The organism is Streptococcus sp. SR1 (assembly GCF_000526075.1).
Taxonomy (GTDB): domain Bacteria; phylum Bacillota; class Bacilli; order Lactobacillales; family Streptococcaceae; genus Streptococcus; species Streptococcus halitosis.
Genome location: NZ_JATR01000002.1, coordinates 158,208 through 181,765 on the forward strand (window position 1 = coordinate 158,208; position 23,558 = coordinate 181,765).

Consider the following 23,558-nt stretch of genomic DNA (forward strand, 5'->3'; position numbering starts at 1 on the left):
ATCTATCCCCCCTTTTTGCGATTTTGGTAGTTAGTTCAGTTAATTGATAATATTTTTGATGGTAAGAATGAGTTTATATTGCACCCAGTTAACTATAAAATTTATTGACTAGATTTTTTGTTAACATGGATTAAAAAAAAAATTAACCTGGGTTAATTTTTCTTGACTTAAATTTTTTTAATTGATATACTATTTTTCAGAGAGCTAACAATTATATATAAATGTACTACTCTATCCCACTAGATAATACGTCATAAAACTTTTTATAACAAAGGCTAGCAAAGTTAAAGTTTTCTATCTATTGGGTTTAAAATAAAAAATGAAGGAATTATAATGAAAAAAAGTACGGTATTGTCATTAACTACTGCTGCAGTTATTTTAGCAGCATATGCCCCCAATGAGGTAATTTTAGCAGATGCACCTAGTTCTGAAGATGCTTTAAGAATTTCTGATAAAGAAAAAGTAGTAGCAGATAAAGAAACAGAAAACAATGAACAATCTGAAGAACTTCATAATGTTATAGAAACTTCAAAGGATACTGAAGAGAAGAAGACAACAGTTATTGAGGAAAAAGAAGTTGTTAGTAGAAAGTCTGAGATAGACAAAAAAACTAGTAACGAAGTAGAAAGTATCAAAGAAGACTCCAATCAATCCAAAGGAGATGATGCGAACTCATTTGTAAATAAAGATACAGAAAATCCGAAAAAAGAAGATAAACTTGTCTATATTGCTGAATTTAAAGATAAAGAATCTCGAGAAAAAGTAATTAAGGAACTATCAAATCTTAAGGATACAAAAGTTTTATATACCTATAATACGATTTTTAATGGCGCTGCCATTGAAACAACTCCAGAAAATTTGGACAAAATTAAACAAATAGAAGGTGTTTCGTCGGTTGAACGATCACAAAAAGTCCAACCAATGATGAATCATGCCAGAAAGGAAATTGGAGTTGAGGAAGCTATTGATTACCTAAAGTCTATTAATGCTCCATTTGGGAAAAATTTTGATGGTAGAGGTATGGTCATTTCAAATATCGATACTGGAACAGATTATAGGCATAAGGCTATGAGGATTGATGATGATGCCAAAGACTCAATGAAATTTAAAAAAGAAGACTTAAAAGGCACTGATAAAAATTATTGGTTGAGTGATAAAATCCCTCATGCGTTCAATTATTATAATGGTGGTAAAATCACTGTAGAAAAATATGATGATGGTAGGGATTATTTTGACCCACATGGGATGCATATTGCAGGGATTCTTGCTGGAAATGATACTGAAAAAGACATCAAGAACTTTAATGGCATAGATGGAATTGCGCCTAATGCACAAATTTTCTCTTATAAAATGTACTCTGACGCAGGATCTGGGTTTGCGGGTGATGAAACAATGTTTCATGCTATTGAAGATTCGATCAAACACAATGTCGATGTTGTTTCGGTATCATCTGGTTTTACAGGAACCGGTCTTGTAGGCGAGAAATATTGGGAGGCTATTAGAGCATTAAGAAAAGCAGGAATCCCAATGGTTGTTGCTACAGGTAATTTTGCGACTTCTGCTTCAAGTTCTTCTTGGGATTTAGTAGCCAATAATAATCTGAAAATGACAGATACTGGAAATGTAACACGAACTGCCGCACATGAAGATGCAATAGCGGTCGCTTCTGCTAAAAATCAAACCATTGAGTTTGATAAAGTTAACATAGGTGGACAAAGTTTTAAATACAGAAATATAGGGGCTTTTTTCGATAAAAATAAAATCCTAACAAATGAGGATGGCTCAAAAACTCCAAATAAATTAAAATTTGTATATATAGGCAAAGGTCAAGACCAAGATTTGATAGGCTTGGATCTTAAGGGCAAAATTGCAGTAATGGATAGAATTTATACCAAGGATTTAAAAGATGCTTTTAAAAGAGCAACGGATAAAGGTGCACGTGCTATTATGGTTGTAAATACTGTAAATTACTACAATAGAGATAATTGGACAGACCTTCCAGCTATGGGATATGAAGCGGATGAAGGGACTAAAAGTCAAGTATTTTCAATTTCAGGAGATGATGGTGTAAAATTATGGAACATGATTAACCCTGATAAAAAAACTGAAGTCAAAAGAAATAATAAGGAAGATTTTAAAGATAACTTAGAACAATACTATCCAATTGATATGGAAAGCTATAATTCTAATAAACCGAATGTAGGTGATGAAAAAGAAATTGACTTTAAATTTGCAGCTGACACAGACAAAGAACTTTATAAAGAAGATATTATAGTCCCAGCAGGGTCTACATCTTGGGGGCCAAGAACAGACTTGCTTTTAAAACCGGATGTTTCAGCACCTGGTAAAAATATTAAATCCACTCTAAATGTTATCAATGGTAAATCCACTTATGGTTATATGTCAGGAACTAGTATGGCAACTCCAATCGTAGCAGCTTCTACTGTTTTGATTCGACCAAAATTAAAGGAATTGCTTGAAAGACCTGTCTTGAAAAATCTTAAGGGAGATGACAAAATAGACCTTACAAGTCTTACAAAAATAGCTCTACAAAATACTGCAAGACCTATGATGGATGCAACCTCTTGGAAAGAAAAGAGTCAATACTATGCATCGCCTAGACAGCAGGGAGCGGGACTAATTAATGTTGCCAACGCTTTGAGAAATGAAGTTGTAGCAACTTTCAAAAATACTGATTCTAAAGGTTTGGTAAATTCATATGGTTCCATTTCTCTTAAAGAAATAAAAGGTGATAAAAAATACTTTACAATTAAGCTTCACAATACATCAAATAGACCTTTAACCTTTAAAGTTTCTGCATCAACTGTAACTACAGATGCTCTAACTGATAGGCTAAAACTCGATGAAACATATAAAGATGAAAAATCTCCGGACGGGAAGCAAATTGTTCCAGAAATTCACCCAGAAAAAGTCAAAGGAGCAAATATCACATTTGAGCATGATACTTTCACTATAGGCCCAAATTCTAGCTTTGATTTAAATGCGGTTATAAATGTTGGAGAGGCAAAAAATAAAAATAAATTTGTAGAATCATTTATTCATTTTGAGTCAGTGGAAGAAATGGAAGCTCTAAACTCCAACGGTAAGAAAAGAAACTTCCAACCTTCTTTATCGATGCCTCTAATGGGATTTGCTGGGAATTGGAACCACGAACCAATCCTTGATAAATGGGCTTGGGAAGAAGGGTCAAAATCAAAAGCAATGGAAGGTTATGATGATGATGGTAAACCAAAAATTCCAGGTACCTTAAATAAGGGGATTGGTGGAGAACATGGTATAGATAAATTTAATCCAGCAGGAGTTATACAAAACAGAAAAGATAAAAATACAACATCCCTAGATCAAAATCCAGAATTATTTGCTTTCAATAACGAAGGAATCAACGCACCATCAACGAGTGGTTCTAATATTGCTAAAATTTATCCTTTAGATTCAAATGGAAATCCTCAAGATGCTCAACTTGAGAGAGGATTAACGCCTTCTCCACTTGTATTAAGAAGTGCAGAAGAAGGAGTGATTTCAATAGTAAATACAAATAAAGAAGGAGAAAATCAAAGAGACTTAAAAGTCATTTCGAGAGAACACTTTATTAAAGGAATTTTAAACTCTAAAAGAAATGATGCAAAGGGCATTAAATCATCTAAACTAAAAGTTTGGGGTGACTTGAAATGGGATGGACTTATTTATAACCCTAGAGGTAGAGAAGAAAATGCCCCAGAAAGTAATGACAAAAAAGATCCTGCTACTAAGATACGAGGACAATTTGAACCGATTGCGGAAGGCCAATATTTCTATAAATTTAAATATAGATTAACCAAGGATTACCCATGGCAGGTTTCCTATATTCCTGTAAAAATTGATAACACCCCTCCAAAGATTGTTTCAATTGATTTTTCAAACCCTGAAAAAATTAAGTTGATTACAAAGGATACTTATCACAAGGTCAAAGAGCAATACAAGAATGAAACGCTATTTGCGAGAGATCAAAAAGAACATCCTGAAAAATTTGACGAGATTGCCAACGAAGTTTGGTATGCTGGGGCCGCTCTTGTTAATGAAGATGGAGAGGTTGAGAAAAATCTTGAAGTCACTTATGCAGGTGAGGGTCAAGGACGAAATAGGAAACTTGATAAAGACGGAAATACTATTTATGAAATTAGTGGAGCAGGAGATTTAAGAGGCAAAATCATTGAAGTGATTGCATTAGACGGTTCTAGCAATTTCACAAAGATTCATAGAATTAAATTTGCTGATCATGCTGATGAAAAGGGGATGATTTCCTATTATCTAGTAGATCCTGATCAAGATTCATCTAAATACCAAAAGCTTGGAGAAATTCCTGAATCTAAATTTAAGAATATAAAAAACGTTAAAGATGATAGTCTTAAAAAAGATACAACTGAAGTAGAACATCATCAAGAAAATGAAGAGGCTACCGAAGAAAAATCTAGCTTGACTATTCATAAAACAATTTCAACAATTAGAGACTTTGAAACCAAAGATTTAAAGAAACTCATTAAAAAGAAATTCAGAGAAGTTGATGACTTTACAAGTGAAACTGGTAAGAGAATAGAGGAATACGATTATAAATACGATGATAAGGGAAATATCATTGCTTATGACGATGGTAGTGCCTTACAATATGAAACTGAAAAACTTGATGAAATCAAATCAAAAATTTATGGCATTCTAAACCCATCTAAAGATGGACACTTTGAAATTCTTGGAAAGATCAGTAATGTTTCTAAAAATGCCAAGGTATATTATGGTAATAATTATAAATCGATAGAAATCAAAACGACCAAGTATGATTCACATTCGAAAACGATGACATTTGATTTATACGCTAATATTAATGATATTGTGGATGGATTAGCTTTTGCAGGAGATATGAGATTCTTTGTTAAAGATGATGGTCAGATAAAAGCTGAAACTAAAATTAGAATGCCTGAAAAAAATAAGGAAACTAAAGCAGAATATCCGTATGCATCAAGTTATGGGAATGTAATAGAATTAGGAGAAGGAGATCTTTCAAAAAATAAACCAAACAATTTAACGGACATGGAATCTGGTAAAATCTATTCTGATTCAGAAAAACAACAATATCTATTAAAGGATAACATCATTCTAAGAAAAGGTTATGCACTAAAAGTGACTACCTATAATCCTGGAAAAACGGATATGTTAGAAGGGAATGGAGTTTATAGCCAGGAAGATATAGCAAAAATCCAAAAGGCCAATCCTAATCTAAGAGTCTTATCAGAAACAACAATTTATGCTGATAGTAGAAATGTTGAAGATGGAAGAAGTACTCAATCAGTATTAATGTCGGCTTTGGACGGCTTTAACATTGTAAGATATCAAGTGTTTACCTTTAAAATGAATGATAAAGGGGAGGCAATCGATAAAGATGGCAATCTTGTGACAGATCCTTCTAAACTGGTATTATTTGGTAAGGATGGTAAAGAGTACACAGGAGAGGATAAGTCCAATGTAGAAGCTATAAAAGAAGATGGCTCTACGTTATTTATTGATGCAAAACCAGTAAATCTTTCAATGGACAAGAACTACTTTAATCCATCTAAAACTAATAAAATTTATGTACGAAATCCAGAATTTTATTTAAGAGGTAAGATTTCTGATAAGGGTGGTTTTAACTGGGAGTTGAGAGTTAATGAATCGGTTGTAGATAATTATTTAATCTACGGAGATTTACACATTGATAACACTAGAGATTTTAACATTAAGCTTAATGTTAAAGACGGTGACATCATGGACTGGGGGATGAAAGACTATAAAGCAAACGGATTTCCAGATAAGGTAACAGATATGGATGGAAATGTTTATCTTCAAACTGGCTATAGCGATTTGAATGCGAAAGCGGTTGGAGTACACTATCAATTTTTATATGATAATGTCAAACCAGAAGTAAACATTGACCCTAAGGGAAATACTAGTATCGAATATGCTAACGGAAAATCTGTAGTCTTTAACATCAATGATAAAAGAAATAATGGATTCGATGGTGAGATTCAAGAACAACATATTTATATAAACGGAAAAGAATACAAATCATTTGATGATATTAAACAACTAACAGATAAGACACTAAACATTAAGATTGTTGTAAAAGATTTCGCAAGAAATACGACCGTAAAAGAATTCATTTTAAACAAAGATACGGGAGAGTTAAGCGAACTAAAACCTCATAGGGTAACTGTGACCATTCAAAATGGAAAAGAAATGAGTTCAACGATAGTGTCGGAAGAAGATTTTATGTTACCTGTCTATAAGGGTGAATTAGAAAAAGGATACCAATTTGATGGTTGGGAAATATCTGGTTTCCAAGGGAAAAAAGACGCCGGGTATGTTATTAATCTATCAAAAGATACCTTTATAAAACCTGTATTCAAGAAAATAGAGGAGAAAAAGGAGGAGGAAAATAAACCTACTTTTGATGTATCGAAAAAGAAAGAAAAAACACAATCTGATTCAACTAATGATGTCAACAGTATTGTTTCTGATGAAAATGATAAAAACTTTGAAATTAACAAGAACGTTTATCTAAATGAACAAGGGAACGTAACTAATAAAAATACCAACATCAATAGTAAATCAACTAGTAACAATCCTAATGAGTTGCCAAGAACCGGAACAGCAAGCGGAGCCCAGACACTATTAGCTGCCGGAATCATGTTTATAGTAGGAGCTTTTCTAGGATTGAAGAGAAAAAATAAAGATTAAGACAAAAGCTATAGAAAAAATGGTTTATGCACTGAGATTAGATAGTGAGGTGATGACATAGTTTTGTGAAAGTATTGATTTATAAATATATTATTTAGATTTCTATAAAAATGGGAGATTTGAAAGAGATATATGTAAAAGCCTTGTCTCAGGACAGGCTTTTTCTAATGGAGATAAAAATTTCTTGACATCTATTCTCAGAGTGCTATACTAAAAGGGTAATCGCCGATTTAGCTCAGTTGGTAGAGCAACGCACTCGTAACGCGTAGGTCACAGGTTCAAGCCCTGCAATCGGCAGAATCAAGAAGTCCAAACGGGCTTCTTTTTTTGTAACTATAGGAAAGGTGGAACGTTTGAGATAGGTTCTATTTAACGTCTGAAACTCCTGCTTATAAATAAAAACTAAAATTTATATTTTGTGGTATAATATATATTAATAAGCACTTGTTTTCGTTCCGTTTTAGAGGACTATAGGCTGTTAATCATTCTAGAATTTTTTGCATAGGTTTTCTAAAAATTATAAAAATCCATGGATAATAACGAATGAAGTCTCGCAAGCTTGGCTGAATAGAAATCAAAAAGGAGAAAATTATGAATAAGAAAGAATGGGTAAAACAATTTGAGGAGGCGAATGGCCGCAAGCCGACTGCATCAGAATTAGCAGAGGCGCAGTCAACTAAAAAGTTTGCGAGAGGAACTGGAAACATCAAAATCTATATTGGGTTAGTCCTCGGTATTTTAGTTGCTCTAATCCTAGTAAGTGTTTTCTCTCATTCTTTGATTGGAAAGAAAGAGTCAAATCAAGCATCGTCTGCTGTTTCAACTACAGAGTCAACAAGTCAATCGTCTACAAGCCAAGGAAAAGCAGATGAGACTGATAAGGATAAACAAGAGGAAATTCAAAAACTCAAGGATCAACTGACTGCTTTAGATACCAAAATTACGGAAGCAGAAGCACTTGTTAGCAAGTTCAAGAAAGAAACTACCGTTCCAAAACTAGATATTGAAGCAATCAAGAACAATGATTTGTCTAGTTTAGAAGGTACTTGGCGTAGTCAATCTGGCAATGAATACATTATTAATGATTCTGGAGAAGTACGTGCGACTTGGTTTACAAATGATCAAAAGTACGAATCTGTAGTTGGATTAAAGGTATCAAAAGGACAAGATAGTCGTAACCCTGAGACAGCGTCTATCAGTGCGTGGGTAAAAGATTCTGTTGCTGGAGGATTTGTAGTAGTAGCTGTGCCAAGTGGAGTTGTTATGCAACCTGCTGATGACGGAAAGATTACGGATAAAAGCAATCATGCTGAGGAAAGACTACTTTCAGGACAAGATTATGGGTCTATGTTAATGAAACCAGAAGATGTTTATTATCGTGTGAAACCAGATGCCAGTAAACTTGATGAAGAGGAGAAGAATTTAGCTCAACTACAGGCTGAGCGTGAAGCAATCAAATCTTCTCTAGAATCTAAGGAAAAGAAAAACTAGATTGTATTCGTTCAAAAATACTGTTGCAATCGGCAGAATCAAGAAGCCTTAATTAGGCTTCTTTTTTTGTTGTCGGTAATATTCAACCACTTAGACTGAGATAGAGACCAGATAGGCAAAAGGGCTTGTTCTTGAAAAATTCCTCTGCTATAATGGTTCATGTAAGGGACATGAGGGGTCAGTATCAGACAACTCAAGTCAATAAAAAAGAAAATGGAGACATAAAAATGAAAAAATTATTGGGACTTGTATTTTTAGTAGCAGCAGCGCTAGTATTGTATTTCGGTTCTGTTGGTTGGCCAAGTTTGGATGTCAACCTCTGGTCACTGATTCCGGTAGGATTGTTCCTCTATTTCACTCTAGAAAATCTTTTGAAAAAAGACTATAAGGCTAGTCTGATGTGTTTGATTATTGCCTTTATCATTGCAAATGCTATTTTGGATCTCTTGCCAATTTCAAGTGGTTTGGTGATTGGTGCCGGTGTGTTAGCTTGTGTAGGCATTGGCTATCTCTTTCCTGATAAAGATAAAAAAGAAGACAAATAGAAAAGTCTCGAGGTTTCTCGAGACTTTATTTTTATTTACCAGCGTAATATTTTTGAATTCCTTTCACAATGCCTGCGACCAGTTTATCTTGGTAGCGACTATCTCTGATTTGTTGGCTTTCAGTGAAATTATCCATATAACCAAGTTCAAGGAGGACGGCTGGTTTGGCTGTTTCGCGTAGGACGGCAAAACTTCTTTCTAACTGACCAGCATCCTTAGCCCCTGTTTCGGCTAAGAGAGAGGAGTGGATAGCAGCAGCGAGGCGCTTACTTTCACTAATGCGATCAGGATGGTTGTGCCAGTATTGATTAATCTTACTTGGATAATCAGGTTCATCGCTATAGGAGTATGTTTGAATACCGCTTGCTTTTGAGTAGGTATTACCAGTAGCATTGAAGTGGATACTGATAAAAATATCCGAGTTGGTTTTGTTGACCATACGGGAACGTTCTGTAATGAAATCTACATCAATATCACTATCACGTGAGGTGAGAACCTTGTAGCCTAGTTCTTCTAACTTAGTACGAAGCTTACGGTAAATCTGCATGTTGAGATCTTTTTCAGCGACATTGTAGTAAAAGGCGCCAGAATCTCGTCCGCCATGTCCGGGATCGAGGAAGATGGTCTTACTGTATTGGCCTTTTACAAATCCACCCTCAGTTGAAACTTCTGAAATCCATTGGCCGTATTTTTGGAACAGGTGTTCCTTACCGTCTATCTTGTAAGTTCCTGAAACATAATGTCCATTATCATCTAGGTAGTAGCGTGCTTTGTCAGAGTTATCGTAAATCCATTCGCTCTTTGCCATGTAACCGCCTGACTTGAGGTAGTATGCTCCAATCCACTCCTGATTTGCATAACGACCATCCGCTTTTAGATAGAACCAGCTCTTGTAGGCTTTATCGAAGATCCACTCATTCTCCGCCATGGCTCCACTGGTTTTAAGGTAGTAGCTTTCTTTCCATTTGTCTGCTAGCATTCCACCATTCTGGTCAAATGAGTACCAGGAACCCTGAATCTTTTGCCAGTTTTGTTGGACATATCTACCTGACCCGTTCGCATAGAACCAAGTATCCTTGATTTTGACCCAGTTGTTTTCTGCCATAGCTCCGCTCTGGTTAAAGAGGTAGCCCTTGAAGGTTGTCGCACTCAGCATTCCACCGTCTTTGTCAAAGTAATACCAAGAACCGTTGATTTTCTCCCATTTGTCCTGCAAAATTTTTCCGGAAGGAGCGACATAGTACCAAATTTGGTCTAATTTAGTCCAACCCTTTTCTGCCATAGCTCCGCTTTTTGTGAGAAGATAGCCGTCAACGGAGGTGTTGCTGAGCATGCTTCCAGTTTGATCAAAATAGTACCAAGAGCCGTTAATTTTTTTCCAGGTGTTCTGAATTAGTCGTCCAGAGGAATTAGCATAATACCATTGGTTGTCCAATTTGGTCCAACTATTTTCTATCATGACACCATCTTGATCAAAGGCATAGCCTTTGTAGATAGTAGAATGAAGACGATTTCCATCTTGATCGAAGTAGTACCATTTTCCTTGGATTTGTTTCCAATTCAAAGCAGGCTTATCATCTTGGTAAAAGCGCCAGTTTTGATTTTCTTGGTACCACCCTTCTTTTTTAGGCTTGTCTTCTTGTACATCTACTTTCGGAAGAGTTTCTGATTTAGAGTTTTCCTCAACACTCGATTCTTTCTTTTCTTCTTTGGCAATTGCTTCCTTGACAGCAGATGTGGATTGAGTTGTGTTTTCTTCTGCTGATATTGATGCTTGTGGCAATCCTGTGATAGAGAGTGCGATGGTACTTACTAATATTAACTTTTTCAACATTTTTCTCCAATTTTTATTTTCCAAAACATATTATAAAATATGTTTTAGAGTTGTTCAACTATCGAATTGAACTTCTTCTACTAAGTATTCGATAAAGCGTTCGCCCATCTTAGACAGGCTGGTTTTTTCATGTTGGATATAGACCAGTTCAATCGGGTCGTCAATGTCCAGCGGAATGGAAACGATATTATCTCCGTTGAGGTTGCTGTTCAAAATCCCTGTTGCAATGGTGTAACCATCCAAACCAATCAAGAGGTTAAAGAGGGTGGCACGGTCACTGACTACGATGGATTTCTTGTGGTGCTCTTGTGAAAGAATCTCCTCTGAAAAGTAGAAGGAGTTGTGCGTCCCCTGGTCGTAACTGAGGTAAGGAAAATCTTCTAAATCAGCCAGTTTGACCTTGTCTTTTTTAGCTAGAGGATTGGTCTTGCTAACAAAGATATGGGGTTGAGCGGTAAAGAGGTGGTGGGCTAAGAGGTGATTGTCATCGAGCATTTTCGTTAAAACATCGCGGTTGTAGCTGTTTAAAAAGAGGACACCGACCTCGCTACGGAAGTTCTTGACGTCATCGATAATCTCCCAAGTCCGAGTTTCACGAAGGAAGAGCTCGTATTTCTCCATATCACTTTTTTTGAGCAGAGAGACAAAGGCATTGACTACAAAGGCATAGTGCTGAGAGGAAACGCTGAAAAGTTCGCGGTGGGCGACAGGATTTTTATAGCGTTCCTCCAGAAGCTGCGTTTGCTCGACAACTTGGCGAGCGTAGGAGAGAAACTCCATCCCATCACGGGTTAAGGTAATGCCCTTGGGATTGCGGATAAAGATTTCAATGCCCATTTCATTTTCCAAGTCTCGAACAGCATTAGAGAGACTGGGTTGGGTGATAAAGAGCTGCTTAGCTGCCTCATTCATAGAGCCAGTTTCGACGATTTTGATAATATAGTGTAGTTGTTGAATTCTCATGTTTTTATTGTACCATACTTGCGGAAGAATGGGCAATGAAGACGAAGAAAATAGGGGGAAAGAGCTGGTCCAGTATTGAAAAAAAGTCTAGAATCTGCTAAAATGGAAGCTATGAAAACATTCTATGATGTGCAGCAATTTCTCAAACAATTTGGCATTATTGTTTACATGGGGAAGCGTTTGTATGATATTGAACTGATGAAGCTCGAACTCTCTCGGATCTATGATGCAGGTCTGATGGACAAGCTAGACTATCTAGAGGCGGAAGCTGTTCTTCGTAGAGAGCACAAGATAGAATTAGACTACATAGAGAAAAATGGAGATAAGAACTTATGACAATTTGGATTGTTTGGGGAATCGTATTAGCGATGGTGGCATGGATGGGGTATAACTACCTTCGTATTCGTCGTGCGGCTAAGATTGTGGATAATGCGGAATTTGAAGACTTGATTCGGAAAGGGCAATTGATTGACGTCCGTGAACCAGCAGAATTTCACAGAAAACATATCCTCGGAGCTCGCAATATTCCTTCAAATCAGTTGAAGTCAAGCCTTGCAGCCCTTCGTAAGGATAAACCTGTCCTTCTCTACGAAAACCAACGCGGACAACGAGTGACCAATGCCGCACTTTATTTGAAAAAACAAGGTTTTTCTGAGATTTATATCCTTTCTTATGGATTGGATTCTTGGAAAGGGAAGATCAAGACAAGCTAACATTCTGTAAAAACTGTCGAATGAGTGATAAAGCTAGCATTTTATGGTATCATCATTTATATTAAATTTAAGGAGATTTTGTAATATGAATTCACAACAAAAGAAAAAACCTTCACTTATTTTAGGTATCTTATCTATCGTCCTTGGTTTGCTATCTCCAATAGTGGGTCTGATTTTGGGGATTATAGGATTGGTCTTGGCTTTTTCATACCAAAAAGAATCTGGACTGGACTATAAAACAGAAAAAATTCTCAATATCGTAGGACTTGTAGTTTCTGTTCTTAACTGGATTCTAGCAATCGCAATAGTTTTTAGATAAGCAAAAAAGAAAAAAGCTTTAAACATAAAGCTTTTTTCTTTTATCCACTTTTTTCTAAATAGTTTTTAATGATTTCCAATTCCTCTGGATTCAAGGGACGGTATTGCCCTTCTGCTAGTTCTGGGTTTAATGTAAAGTCACCGAATTGGACGCGTTTTAGGGCAGTCACCTTGACACCAACTGAGAGGAACATTTTTTTAACCTGATGAAATTTTCCTTCTGAGATGGTGATGGAGGCCCGGCTCTCTGTTGGGCTTGAGGACAGAATTTCGAGCTGAGCAGGTTTACAAGTGGTCCCGTCTAAAAAGACAATCCCATCTTTGAATTTTTGGATATGTTCTGGTGTGAGCAGTCCGTTGACCACCACTTGATAGGATTTATCGACATGGTACTGGGGATGAAGGAGCTGAAAACCAAGAGGTCCATTGTCTGTCAGAAGGAGCAGTCCCGTCGTGTCACGGTCTAATCTGCCGACAGCATAGAGCTGGTCAGACTGGATGTCAGGTGGAAGGAGGTCCATGACGGTTGGTAGGTCCTTATCCTGACTGGCTGTCACCACTCTACCTGGTTTATGAAGCATGAGGTAGGTGTGCTTGTATCCTTGGATTTGTCGTCCTTGAAAAACTAGTTTCTGCAATCCAGTATCGACATTTTGAGCGAGGGAGTTGGCTGGACAATCATCTACTAGGATTTCTTTTTTCAGGAGTGCCTGTTTCACAGCCTTGCGACTGATCATTTCTTGGGCTAATAATCTATCTAAACGCATACCAGCTTATCTTATCATAAGTCTCTGACTTTGAAAAGAGTTGCTTGACTAGAAAAGTAGAGTGAAAACATTTACACTTAGCTGAACTGTGATTTTTGAATGAGACTGTGGTATAATTGTTCAGTTAGAAATAAAAATTTAAAATATTAGAGGAAATCATGACAAAATTAAGAGAAGATATCCGTAACATTGCGATTATCGCCCACGTTGACCACGGTAAAACAACCCTCGTTGACGAATTATTGAAACAATCTGAAACTCTTGATGCACGTACTGAATTGGCAGAGCGTGCTATGGACTCAAACGATATCGAAAAAGAGCGTGGAATTACCATCCTTGCTAAGAATACAGCCGTTGCTTACAATGGAACTCGTATCAATATCATGGACACACCAGGACACGCGGACTTCGGTGGAGAAGTTGAGCGTATCATGAAAATGGTTGACGGTGTTGTCTTGGTCGTAGATGCCTACGAAGGAACCATGCCACAGACTCGTTTCGTATTGAAAAAAGCCTTGGAACAAGACCTTGTTCCAATCGTGGTTGTCAACAAAATCGACAAACCTTCAGCTCGTCCAGCAGAAGTAGTGGACGAAGTCTTGGAACTCTTCATCGAGCTTGGTGCAGATGATGACCAGCTTGATTTCCCAGTTGTTTATGCTTCAGCGATTAACGGAACATCTTCCTTGTCAGATGATCCAGCTGATCAAGAAAAAACAATGGCGCCAATCTTTGACACCATTATCGATCATATCCCAGCTCCAGTAGACAACTCAGATGAGCCTTTGCAGTTCCAAGTGTCACTTTTGGACTACAATGACTTCGTAGGTCGTATCGGTATCGGTCGTGTCTTCCGTGGTAGTGTGAAAGTTGGGGACCAAGTTACCCTTTCTAAACTAGATGGTACAACGAAGAACTTCCGTGTTACAAAACTCTTTGGTTTCTTTGGTTTGGAACGTCGTGAAATCCAAGAAGCAAAAGCAGGTGACTTGATTGCCGTTTCAGGTATGGAAGATATCTTTGTTGGTGAGACGATTACACCGACAGATGCAGTTGAGCCTCTTCCAATCCTACACATCGATGAGCCAACTCTTCAAATGACCTTCTTGGTCAACAACTCACCATTTGCTGGTAAAGAAGGTAAATGGGTGACTTCTCGTAAGGTGGAAGAACGCTTGCAAGCAGAATTGCAAACAGACGTTTCCCTTCGTGTTGACCCAACGGACTCACCAGATAAATGGACTGTTTCAGGACGTGGAGAATTGCACTTGTCAATCCTGATCGAAACCATGCGTCGTGAGGGTTATGAGCTTCAAGTATCTCGTCCAGAAGTTATCGTAAAAGAAATCGACGGTGTTAAATGTGAGCCATTTGAACGTGTTCAAATCGATACTCCAGAAGAATACCAAGGTTCTGTTATCCAAAGCCTTTCTGAACGTAAGGGTGAAATGTTGGATATGATTTCAACCGGTAATGGTCAAACTCGTTTGGTCTTCCTTGTTCCAGCGCGTGGTTTGATTGGATACTCAACTGAGTTCTTGTCAATGACTCGTGGTTACGGTATCATGAACCATACCTTTGACCAATACTTGCCATTGATTCCAGGTGAAATTGGGGGACGTCATCGTGGTGCCCTTGTTTCCATCGATGCTGGTAAGGCAACAACCTATTCAATCATGTCTATCGAAGAACGTGGAACCATCTTTGTCAACCCAGGTACTGAGGTTTACGAAGGAATGATCATCGGTGAAAACTCTCGTGAGAACGACTTGACAGTTAACATCACTAAGGCCAAACAAATGACCAACGTTCGTTCTGCAACCAAGGACCAAACAGCTGTTATCAAGACACCACGTATCTTGACACTTGAAGAGTCTCTTGAGTTCTTGAATGACGATGAGTACATGGAAGTAACGCCTGAGTCTATCCGTTTGCGTAAACAAATCCTTAACAAGGCAGAGCGTGAGAAAGCCAACAAGAAGAAAAAATCAGCTGAATAAGAGCTAGAAAGAGATAAAGATGATCTATTTAATCATAGGGATACTCTTATTACTACTCTATGTATTTGCGACACCTCAAAGTATTAAAGGAACAGTCAACATCGTTATCTTGGTCTTTGTAGTTGTTGCACTCTTGATTTTGCTGATGTTGTCCATCTTGCAAATCTTCCAATTACCGACAGAATTCTTTGTCACAATCGCCATGCTGGCCCTAGCCTACTTTAGCTTGAGAGACATTACGCTCATGTCTGTAAAAAAGAGCAGAAGAAGATAAATAGAAAGAGAGCTATGGCTCTCTTTTTCTATGCTAGAATGTAGGCTAGAGCATTTTCGTTTAGTATTATTTCCATAAAAATGGTAAAATAGTAGAAGTAGAAATGGAGTTTGAGACATGAAAGTAATCGATCAATTTAAAAATAAGAAAGTACTTGTTTTAGGTTTGGCTAAGTCTGGTGAGTCTGCGGCCCGTTTGTTGGACAAGCTAGGAGCTATTGTGACAGTAAATGACGGCAAGCCTTTTGAGGAAAATCCTGCTGCTCAAAGCTTGCTGGAAGAGGGAATAAAGGTTGTCACTGGTGGGCATCCTTTGGAACTCTTGGATGAAGACTTTGCTCTGATGGTGAAAAATCCAGGGATTCCATACAGCAATCCCATGATTGAAAAGGCTTTGGTGAAGGGGATTCCAGTCTTGACGGAGGTGGAATTGGCTTATTTGATTTCGGAAGCGCCAATTATCGGTATCACAGGTTCAAATGGGAAAACGACCACAACGACCATGATTGGGGAAGTTTTGACTGCTGCCGGTCAACATGGTCTCTTGTCAGGGAACATCGGCTATCCTGCCAGTCAAGTGGCTCAAACTGCAACAGCCAAGGACACACTTGTCATGGAACTTTCTTCTTTCCAACTGATGGGTGTTCAAGAATTTCATCCTGAGATTGCGGTTATTACCAACCTCATGCCCACTCATATCGACTACCATGGTTCTTTTGAGGCCTATGTGGCAGCTAAGTGGAATATCCAAAATAATATGACAGCAGCTGATTTCCTTGTCTTGAACTTTAACCAAGACTTGGCAAAAGAATTGGCTAGCAAAACACAGGCTACTGTTGTTCCATTTTCAACATTGGAAAAGGTTGATGGTGCCTATCTTGCAGATGGTCAACTCTATTTCCGTGGCGAAGTGGTCATGGCAGCGAGTGAAATCGGTGTTCCAGGTAGCCACAATGTGGAAAATGCCCTTGCGACCATTGCAGTAGCCAAGCTTCGTGGTGTAGACAACCAAACGATTAAGGAAACTCTTTCATCCTTTGGTGGTGTTAAACACCGTCTCCAATTTGTGGATGAAATCAAGGGTGTTAAATTCTATAACGATAGCAAGTCAACCAATATTTTGGCTACTCAAAAAGCCTTGTCAGGATTTGACAACAGCAAGGTCATTTTGATTGCAGGTGGTTTGGACCGTGGCAATGAGTTTGATGAATTGGTGCCAGATATTATTGGACTCAAGAAGATGGTCATCCTTGGTCAATCTGCTGAGCGTGTCAAACGGGCAGCGGATAAGGCTGGTGTGACTTATGTAGATGCGACAGATATTGCTGATGCGACCTGCAAGGCCTATGAGCTTGCGACTCAAGGAGATGTAGTCCTTCTCAGTCCTGCAAATGCTAGCTGGGATATGTATGCTAACTTTGAAGTACGTGGAGACCTCTTTATCGACACAGTAGCGGAGTTAAAGGAATAATATGAAAAAAATTGTCTTTACAGGCGGGGGGACGGTTGGACATGTCACCCTCAACCTTTTGTTAATGCCTAAGTTCATCGAAGACGGCTGGGAAGTTCACTACATTGGTGATAAACACGGAATCGAACACCAAGAAATCCTCAAGTCAGGTTTGGATGTTACTTTCCATTCTATTGCGACTGGGAAGTTGCGTCGCTATTTTTCTTGGCAAAATATGCTGGATGTCTTCAAAGTTGGTTGGGGAATTGTCCAATCCCTCTTTATCATGTTACGACTGCGTCCACAGGCTCTTTTTTCTAAGGGAGGATTTGTCTCAGTACCGCCGGTTATCGCAGCGCGTGTGTCAGGGGTACCTGTCTTTATTCACGAATCGGACCTGTCTATGGGCTTGGCCAATAAAATTGCCTATAAATTTGCGACCAAGATGTATTCAACCTTTGAGCAGGCTGTTAGTCTTGCAAAAGTTGAGCATGTGGGAGCAGTGACCAAGGTAACAGGCCAAGAGGCGCCAGAACCAGACGAATTGGTGAATATCCAAACCCACTTTAATCCTAAATTGCCAACGGTATTATTTGTCGGTGGTTCTGCAGGAGCTCGTGTATTTAACCAATTGGTGACTGATCATAAGCAAGAACTGACAGAGCGCTACAATATTATCAATCTCACTGGAGATTCTAGCCTGAACGAGTTGAGTCAAAATCTCTTTCGTGTTGATTATGTGACAGATCTCTATCAACCCTTGATGGAGATGGCAGATGTGGTGGTAACGCGTGGCGGTGCCAACACAATTTTTGAGCTCTTGGCCATGGCGAAACTCCATCTCATCGTACCATTGGGTCGTGAAGCAAGTCGAGGAGACCAGATTGAAAATGCAGCCTACTTTGTTAAGAAAGACTATGCAGAAGAACTTCAAGAAAGTGACTTGACCTTGGAAAGCTTGGAGGAAAAACTCAGTCACTTGCTTAGTCACAAGGATCAGTACCAAGCTAGCATGAAAGCTTCGACTGAATTGAAATCTCTTGCAGATTTTTACGATCTACTAAGAAAAGACCTAGCATAAGGAATATCAATGTCAAAGGATAAGAACAAAGAATCAAACCAGAAGCAAGAATTGTCTGAATGGCAGAAACGAAACCAGGAATACCTGAAGAAGAAGGCTGAGGAAGAAGCTGCCCTAGCTGAGGAGAAGGAAAAGGAAAAACAGGCTCGAATGGGGAAAAACTCTAAGTCGTTAGAGGAAAGTAAGAAGTCATCAAGTGATTCCGACCAGAACGAAACTGTTCCAGACGAAGAATCATCCGAAAAAGAAGAAAAATCTAAAAAAGATGATCCTAAAGTCAAAGAAGAAAAAGAAAAGAAGAAAAAAGAAAAACCCGAGAAACCAGCCAAACCTAAAATTGCGCCTGTTCATATTTGGCGAGCTGTGAGTATCTTAGTGCCAAGTATTCTGGTACTTCTTCTCTCAGTCTATCTGTTGACTCCGCTATCGACCATCAAAAATATCGAGGTTAAGGGAAATAGGAACACCCAGGCGGACGACATTAAACAGGCTTCTGGAATTCAAGATAGCGACTATACTTTAGCCCTATTGTTGGATAAGGAAACATACGCTGAGCGAATCAAGTCCAATCATTGGATAGAATCAGCGAAGATTAACTATCAATTTCCGACTAACTTTACGATTGAGGTCAAGGAATTCGATATTGTCGGTTATTATGTGTCTGGTGAAGAACATTATCCTATTCTGTCTAGTGGTACAGTAGAGTCAACTCCTGTTGATCGCTTAAACTTGCCTGAGACTTATCTGACAGTTACCTTTAACGATGAGCAGCAGGTGAAAAAGCTGATAACAGGATTGTCTACCATCAGTGAGGATATCAAGAGTCAAATCCAGAAAATCGAATTAGCGCCAAGCAAGGCAACAGCAGATCTTTTAAAAATTACTATGCTGGATACAGATGAGGTTTTGGTTCCCTTGTCAGAATTGAGCAAGAAATTGCCTTATTACAGCAAAATCAAGCCACAATTGTCTGAACCAAGTGTAGTCGATATGGAAGCTGGAGTATACAGTTATACTATAGCGGATAAATTGATAGAAGAGGCTGAGGAAAAAGCCAAACAAGAGGCCAAGGAAGCTGAGAAGAAAAAACAGGAAGAAGAAAAGAAAAAACAAGAAGAACAGGGAAATCAAAGTCAAACGAGCCAGCAGTCACAGAGTCGTTAGACTAACTTTTTCTCTTGATTTTTGAGTGGTATAGAAGTCCAGTTTCAAGTTTTTGCTTGACAAGTCCTACTATAAATAATAGAATAGAAAAAAACCTTTAAAGCAGTCCAGAGAGGCAGCTAAGGTTAGACGGTGAAAGGGTGGAGACTACCCATTTTTCGTGGAACCTTGCTGTTGGCAGGTTCCTTTTTTCATGCTCTCTAGCTTACAAAGGTAAAAGGAGAAAGGTATGCGTGAACATCGTCCAGTTATTGCTCTTGATTTTCCTAGTTTTGAGGCAGTCAAGGAATTTTTATCTCTTTTCCCAGTAGAAGAAAGTCTTTATCTAAAAGTAGGGATGGAGCTTTATTATGCGGAAGGTCCAGAAGTTGTCCGTTATTTGAAGTTACTGGGGCATAGTGTCTTTCTGGACCTCAAGCTACATGACATTCCCAATACAGTCAAATCTGCCATGAAGGTCTTATCTCAGCTTGGTGTAGACATGACAAATGTTCATGCTGCTGGTGGTGTGGAGATGATGAAGGCTGCGCGTGAAGGTCTGGGGACACAAGCCAAATTGATCGCTGTGACTCAATTGACTTCAACTTCTGAAGAACAAATGAGAGACTTTCAAAATATCCAAACCAGCCTGCAAGAGTCTGTGATTCACTATGCCAAGAAGACAGCTGAAGCGGGCTTGGATGGTGTCGTTTGCTCAGCTCAGGAAGTCAAGCTTATCAAAGAAGCAACAAGCAAAGATTTTATCTGTTTGACACCGGGAATTCGTCCAGCGGGAGCTGCGGTAGGAGACCAAAAACGCGTCATGACACCAGCGGACGCCTATCAAATCGGTAGTGACTATATCGTAGTGGGACGTCCCATTACCCAAGCTGAAGATCCTGTTACAGCTTATCATGCTATCAAGGATGAATGGAACCAAGACAGAAATTAAAGAAATAGATTATAAAAACAAAAGGAGAATACTATGACACTTGCTAAAGATATCGCTAGCCACCTCTTGAAAATCCAAGCCGTTTACCTCAAACCAGAGGAGCCTTTCACTTGGGCATCTGGTATCAAATCGCCGATTTATACTGACAACCGTGTGACGCTTGCCTATCCAGAAACTCGTACCTTGATTGAAAATGGTTTTGTGGAAGCTATTAAAGCAGAATTTCCAGAAGTAGAAGTGATTGCAGGAACTGCGACAGCAGGAATTCCACACGGAGCTATCATCGCTGACAAGATGAACTTGCCTTTTGCCTACATCCGTAGCAAACCAAAAGACCACGGAGCAGGCAACCAAATCGAAGGACGGGTAGCTCAAGGTCAAAAAATGGTAGTGGTTGAAGACCTTATTTCAACTGGCGGTTCTGTTCTCGAAGCCGTAGCAGCAGCCAAACGAGAAGGAGCAGATGTGCTTGGAGTTGTAGCGATATTCAGCTACCAATTGCCAAAAGCAGATAAGAACTTCTCAGACGCAGGTGTCAAGCTAGTCACACTTTCTAACTACAGTGAACTGATCCACCTAGCCCAAGAAGAAGGCTATATCACACCAGAGGGATTGGATCTCTTAAAACGCTTTAAAGAAGACCAAGAAAATTGGCAAAATACCTAAAACATAGAAAATCAGGTAGTCACTAGGATTACCTGATTTTTTGTATGTGGGCAATAAAACAAAGGTTCCTAAGGGTAAAGAAGAATATAGGACAATGATAGAATGAGAGCCCTCTCTTTTTAGGAGCATATTCAGATAATTAGTTTGAAATTTCCAGACAAATTTTTTGAAAGGAATCTGAAAAAGAGTTAAGATATTTATGTAAGAAAAAAGTAAACGCTTACTTATTAAGGAGGGCATTTTATGTCATACAAAACAAGCAATGCAGAAGGTCATGTAGATTTCATCAATACCTATGATTTGGAGCCAATGGCGCAACAAGTTATCCCTAAAGCAGCATTTGGCTATATCGCTAGTGGGGCGGAAGATACTTTCACTTTGCGTGAGAATATTCGTGCCTTTAACCACAAGCTCATCGTTCCTCATACACTTTGCAATGTAGAAAATCCAAGTACAGAGATTGAATTTGCAGGTGAAAAATTGTCTTCACCAATCATTATGGCGCCTGTTGCAGCTCATAAATTGGCAAATGAACAGGGGGAAGTGGCGACTGCGCGTGGTGTGCATGAATTTGGTTCCCTCTATACAACCAGTTCCTACTCTACTGTCGATCTTCCAGAAATTACAGAAGCCCTTCAAGGGACACCTCATTGGTTCCAATTTTACTTTAGTAAAGATGACGGGATTAACCGCCACATCATGGATCGTGTGAAGGCTGAAGGATATAAAGCGATTGTCTTGACGGCAGATGCGACTGTAGGAGGCAATCGTGAGGTGGACAAGCGTAATGGTTTTGTCTTCCCAGTTGGCATGCCGATTGTTGAGGAATATCTGCCAGAAGGTGCTGGTAAATCAATGGATTTTGTTTACAAATCAGCTAAACAACGCTTGTCTCCACGTGATGTAGAATTTATCGCTGAATACTCAGGACTTCCTGTTTATGTCAAGGGACCACAATGCCGTGAGGATGTTGAACGTTCGCTTGCTGCGGGAGCTTCTGGTATCTGGGTAACTAACCATGGTGGCCGCCAAATCGACGGTGGACCAGCTGCCTTCGACTCACTTCAAGAAGTAGCTGAAGCAGTTGACAAACGCGTACCAATTGTCTTTGACTCAGGTATTCGTCGTGGTCAACACGTCTTTAAAGCCTTGGCTTCAGGAGCAGACTTGGTAGCTATTGGTCGCCCGGTTATCTATGGCTTGGCTCTCGGTGGTAGTGTCGGTGTGCGTCAAGTCTTTGAACACTTGAATGCGGAATTGAAGACAGTCATGCAGTTGTCTGGAACTCAGACTATTGAGGATGTCAAACACTTCAAACTCCGTCACAACCCATACAATCCAACCTTCCCAGTTGACCCACGTGACTTGAAATTGTATTGATAAGTAAGACGGCCTCCACCTGATGTGGGGGTTTTTCTTCGTGTATAGAAAGATTAAATCGTTATCAGAAACTATATAAATATATTTTCCAATCAAATATCTTGCTAGGGCTGTCAATTTCTGTTATACTAGTCCAGTAATAAAATAATAAAGACATTTGGGGTGCTTTAGGCTGAGATGATACCCATTGAACCTGATACAGTTAAGACTGGCGAAGGGAAATGTGAAAAGGTTTTTTTCGTATGTCGAAAGAAACTGTCTAATCTTGTAAGGTAAACTCTAATTCTCGTTTGTAATTGGAGTTTTTTTGTTTATCAAAAGAGGATAGGCTTGACGGCAAGCCTTTTGGTAGCTCTCCTTGAATGCCCCACTTTTCTTTAAAAAGGTCAAGTAAAACTAGGATTTTCTTGGTATTTTGTTGATTACGAACGAGTAAAGAGAGGAAAAGTAATATGGAAACACAAGACTATGCATTTCAGCCAGGTTTGACCGTTGGAGAATTATTAAAAAGCAGTCAGAAGGATTGGCAGGCTGCAATCAATCATCGTTTTGTTAAGGAACTTTTTGCGGGGACAATTGAGAATAAGGTCTTAAAAGACTACCTGATTCAAGATTATCATTTTTTTGATGCCTTCTTATCCATGCTGGGTGCTTGTGTAGCTCACGCAGACCAGCTTGAATCCAAACTTCGTTTTGCCAAGCAACTAGGCTTTCTTGAAGCAGATGAAGATGGTTACTTCCAAAAGGCTTTCAAAGAGTTAAAGGTAGCAGAGAATGACTATCTAGAAGTGAGCTTGCACCCTGTAACAAAAGCGTTTCAGGAGCTAATGTATTCTGCTGTGGCTTCATCAGACTATGCTCATCTTTTGGTCATGCTGGTCATTGCAGAAGGTCTCTATTTAGACTGGGGTTCTAAAGATTTGGCTCTACCTGAAGCCTATATTCATTTGGAATGGATCAATCTCCACAGAGGTCCTTTCTTTACAGAGTGGGTTCAATTTCTGGTTGACGAACTCAATCGTGTCGGGAAAGGTAGAGAAGATTTGACAGAACTTCAGCAACGCTGGAATCAAGCAGTTGCTTTAGAATTAGCCTTTTTTGATATTGGTTATGAATTATAGGACAGATGCAATACTTTTATGTAGATTAAAAGAATGAACAAACAAACTATATAAATATATTTTCCAATCAAATATCTTGCTAGGGCTGTCAATTTC

Annotated in this window: 18 protein-coding genes, 1 tRNA gene and 1 riboswitch; of the genes, 16 read left to right on the forward strand and 3 right to left on the reverse strand. The window is 38.8% G+C overall.

The genetic code is table 11. The features are described 5' to 3' along the window. Positions 1-333 precede the first annotated feature (333 nt). From HMPREF1518_RS00865 to HMPREF1518_RS00880, 4 genes are all read left to right on the forward strand, one after another. Positions 334-6,765, forward strand: a complete 6,432-nt coding sequence (locus HMPREF1518_RS00865) for a S8 family peptidase (RefSeq protein ID WP_033583509.1) — start codon at positions 334-336, stop codon at positions 6,763-6,765. A 224-nt stretch (positions 6,766-6,989) separates the two neighbouring features. Next, positions 6,990-7,062: transfer RNA gene (locus HMPREF1518_RS00870), tRNA-Thr, on the forward strand. A gap of 294 nt (positions 7,063-7,356) precedes the next feature. After that, the gene (locus HMPREF1518_RS00875) at positions 7,357-8,256 is read left to right on the forward strand and encodes a DUF6287 domain-containing protein (RefSeq protein WP_033583510.1); all 900 of its coding nucleotides are present in this window, start codon (positions 7,357-7,359) and stop codon (positions 8,254-8,256) included. A 227-nt stretch (positions 8,257-8,483) separates the two neighbouring features. Further along, positions 8,484-8,801: a hypothetical protein gene (locus tag HMPREF1518_RS00880; protein ID WP_033583511.1), complete on the forward strand. Its 318-nt coding sequence runs from the start codon at positions 8,484-8,486 to the stop codon at positions 8,799-8,801. Positions 8,802-8,832: 31 nt separating this feature from the next. Here the strand turns inward: HMPREF1518_RS00880 and HMPREF1518_RS00885 are convergent, their stop codons facing one another. Beyond that, positions 8,833-10,635: an N-acetylmuramoyl-L-alanine amidase gene (locus HMPREF1518_RS00885; protein ID WP_416384793.1), complete on the reverse strand. Its 1,803-nt coding sequence runs from the start codon at positions 10,633-10,635 to the stop codon at positions 8,833-8,835. A gap of 54 nt (positions 10,636-10,689) precedes the next feature. Further along, positions 10,690-11,598 (reverse strand): LysR family transcriptional regulator, encoded by a 909-nt coding sequence (locus HMPREF1518_RS00890; protein ID WP_001222586.1) that lies wholly within the window; start codon positions 11,596-11,598, stop codon positions 10,690-10,692. Between the two features lie 102 nt (positions 11,599-11,700). On the opposite strand from HMPREF1518_RS00890, the gene HMPREF1518_RS00895 reads away from it, so the two are divergent. The 3 genes from HMPREF1518_RS00895 to HMPREF1518_RS00905 all read left to right on the forward strand — a co-directional run bounded on the left by HMPREF1518_RS00895 (position 11,701) and on the right by HMPREF1518_RS00905 (position 12,630). Then, positions 11,701-11,934: a YqgQ family protein gene (locus HMPREF1518_RS00895; RefSeq protein ID WP_044135604.1), complete on the forward strand. Its 234-nt coding sequence runs from the start codon at positions 11,701-11,703 to the stop codon at positions 11,932-11,934. Further along, positions 11,931-12,311, forward strand: coding sequence for a rhodanese-like domain-containing protein (locus tag HMPREF1518_RS00900; protein ID WP_000158124.1), 381 nt, complete (start codon positions 11,931-11,933; stop codon positions 12,309-12,311). Before HMPREF1518_RS00895 ends, HMPREF1518_RS00900 begins: the two co-directional genes overlap by 4 nt. Before the next feature lie 85 nt (positions 12,312-12,396). Beyond that, positions 12,397-12,630 (forward strand): hypothetical protein, encoded by a 234-nt coding sequence (locus HMPREF1518_RS00905; RefSeq protein WP_001088138.1) that lies wholly within the window; start codon positions 12,397-12,399, stop codon positions 12,628-12,630. A gap of 40 nt (positions 12,631-12,670) precedes the next feature. Here HMPREF1518_RS00905 and HMPREF1518_RS00910 read toward each other — a convergent pair whose 3' ends face one another. Beyond that, positions 12,671-13,396: a 16S rRNA pseudouridine(516) synthase gene (locus HMPREF1518_RS00910; protein WP_033583512.1), complete on the reverse strand. Its 726-nt coding sequence runs from the start codon at positions 13,394-13,396 to the stop codon at positions 12,671-12,673. Between the two features lie 158 nt (positions 13,397-13,554). On the opposite strand from HMPREF1518_RS00910, the gene typA reads away from it, so the two are divergent. From typA to HMPREF1518_RS00955, 9 genes are all read left to right on the forward strand, one after another. Next, the gene (gene typA / locus HMPREF1518_RS00915; RefSeq protein WP_000164119.1) at positions 13,555-15,396 is read left to right on the forward strand and encodes a translational GTPase TypA; all 1,842 of its coding nucleotides are present in this window, start codon (positions 13,555-13,557) and stop codon (positions 15,394-15,396) included. Between the two features lie 19 nt (positions 15,397-15,415). Then, positions 15,416-15,670, forward strand: coding sequence for a DUF3165 family protein (locus HMPREF1518_RS00920; protein WP_000639708.1), 255 nt, complete (start codon positions 15,416-15,418; stop codon positions 15,668-15,670). A 117-nt stretch (positions 15,671-15,787) separates the two neighbouring features. Beyond that, positions 15,788-17,140: a UDP-N-acetylmuramoyl-L-alanine--D-glutamate ligase gene (gene murD / locus HMPREF1518_RS00925; protein WP_033583513.1), complete on the forward strand. Its 1,353-nt coding sequence runs from the start codon at positions 15,788-15,790 to the stop codon at positions 17,138-17,140. A 1-nt stretch (position 17,141) separates the two neighbouring features. After that, a complete protein-coding gene (locus HMPREF1518_RS00930; RefSeq protein WP_033583514.1) occupies positions 17,142-18,200 on the forward strand; it encodes a UDP-N-acetylglucosamine--N-acetylmuramyl-(pentapeptide) pyrophosphoryl-undecaprenol N-acetylglucosamine transferase in 1,059 nt (352 codons plus the stop codon). A gap of 9 nt (positions 18,201-18,209) precedes the next feature. Further along, the gene (locus HMPREF1518_RS00935) at positions 18,210-19,364 is read left to right on the forward strand and encodes a cell division protein FtsQ/DivIB (RefSeq protein WP_033583515.1); all 1,155 of its coding nucleotides are present in this window, start codon (positions 18,210-18,212) and stop codon (positions 19,362-19,364) included. 229 nt (positions 19,365-19,593) lie between these two features. Next, complete coding sequence (gene pyrF / locus HMPREF1518_RS00940; RefSeq protein ID WP_033583516.1) at positions 19,594-20,295, forward strand: orotidine-5'-phosphate decarboxylase; 702 nt, start codon at positions 19,594-19,596, stop codon at positions 20,293-20,295. 33 nt (positions 20,296-20,328) lie between these two features. After that, entirely contained in the window at positions 20,329-20,961 is a 633-nt protein-coding gene (gene pyrE / locus HMPREF1518_RS00945) for an orotate phosphoribosyltransferase (RefSeq protein ID WP_033583518.1), read from the forward strand. Between the two features lie 243 nt (positions 20,962-21,204). Beyond that, positions 21,205-22,341, forward strand: coding sequence for an L-lactate oxidase (lctO, locus tag HMPREF1518_RS00950; protein WP_000120723.1), 1,137 nt, complete (start codon positions 21,205-21,207; stop codon positions 22,339-22,341). Positions 22,342-22,489: 148 nt separating this feature from the next. Continuing rightward, a riboswitch (TPP riboswitch) is annotated at positions 22,490-22,578 on the forward strand. 215 nt (positions 22,579-22,793) lie between these two features. Next, complete coding sequence (locus HMPREF1518_RS00955; protein ID WP_033583520.1) at positions 22,794-23,462, forward strand: TenA family protein; 669 nt, start codon at positions 22,794-22,796, stop codon at positions 23,460-23,462. Positions 23,463-23,558 lie beyond the last annotated feature (96 nt).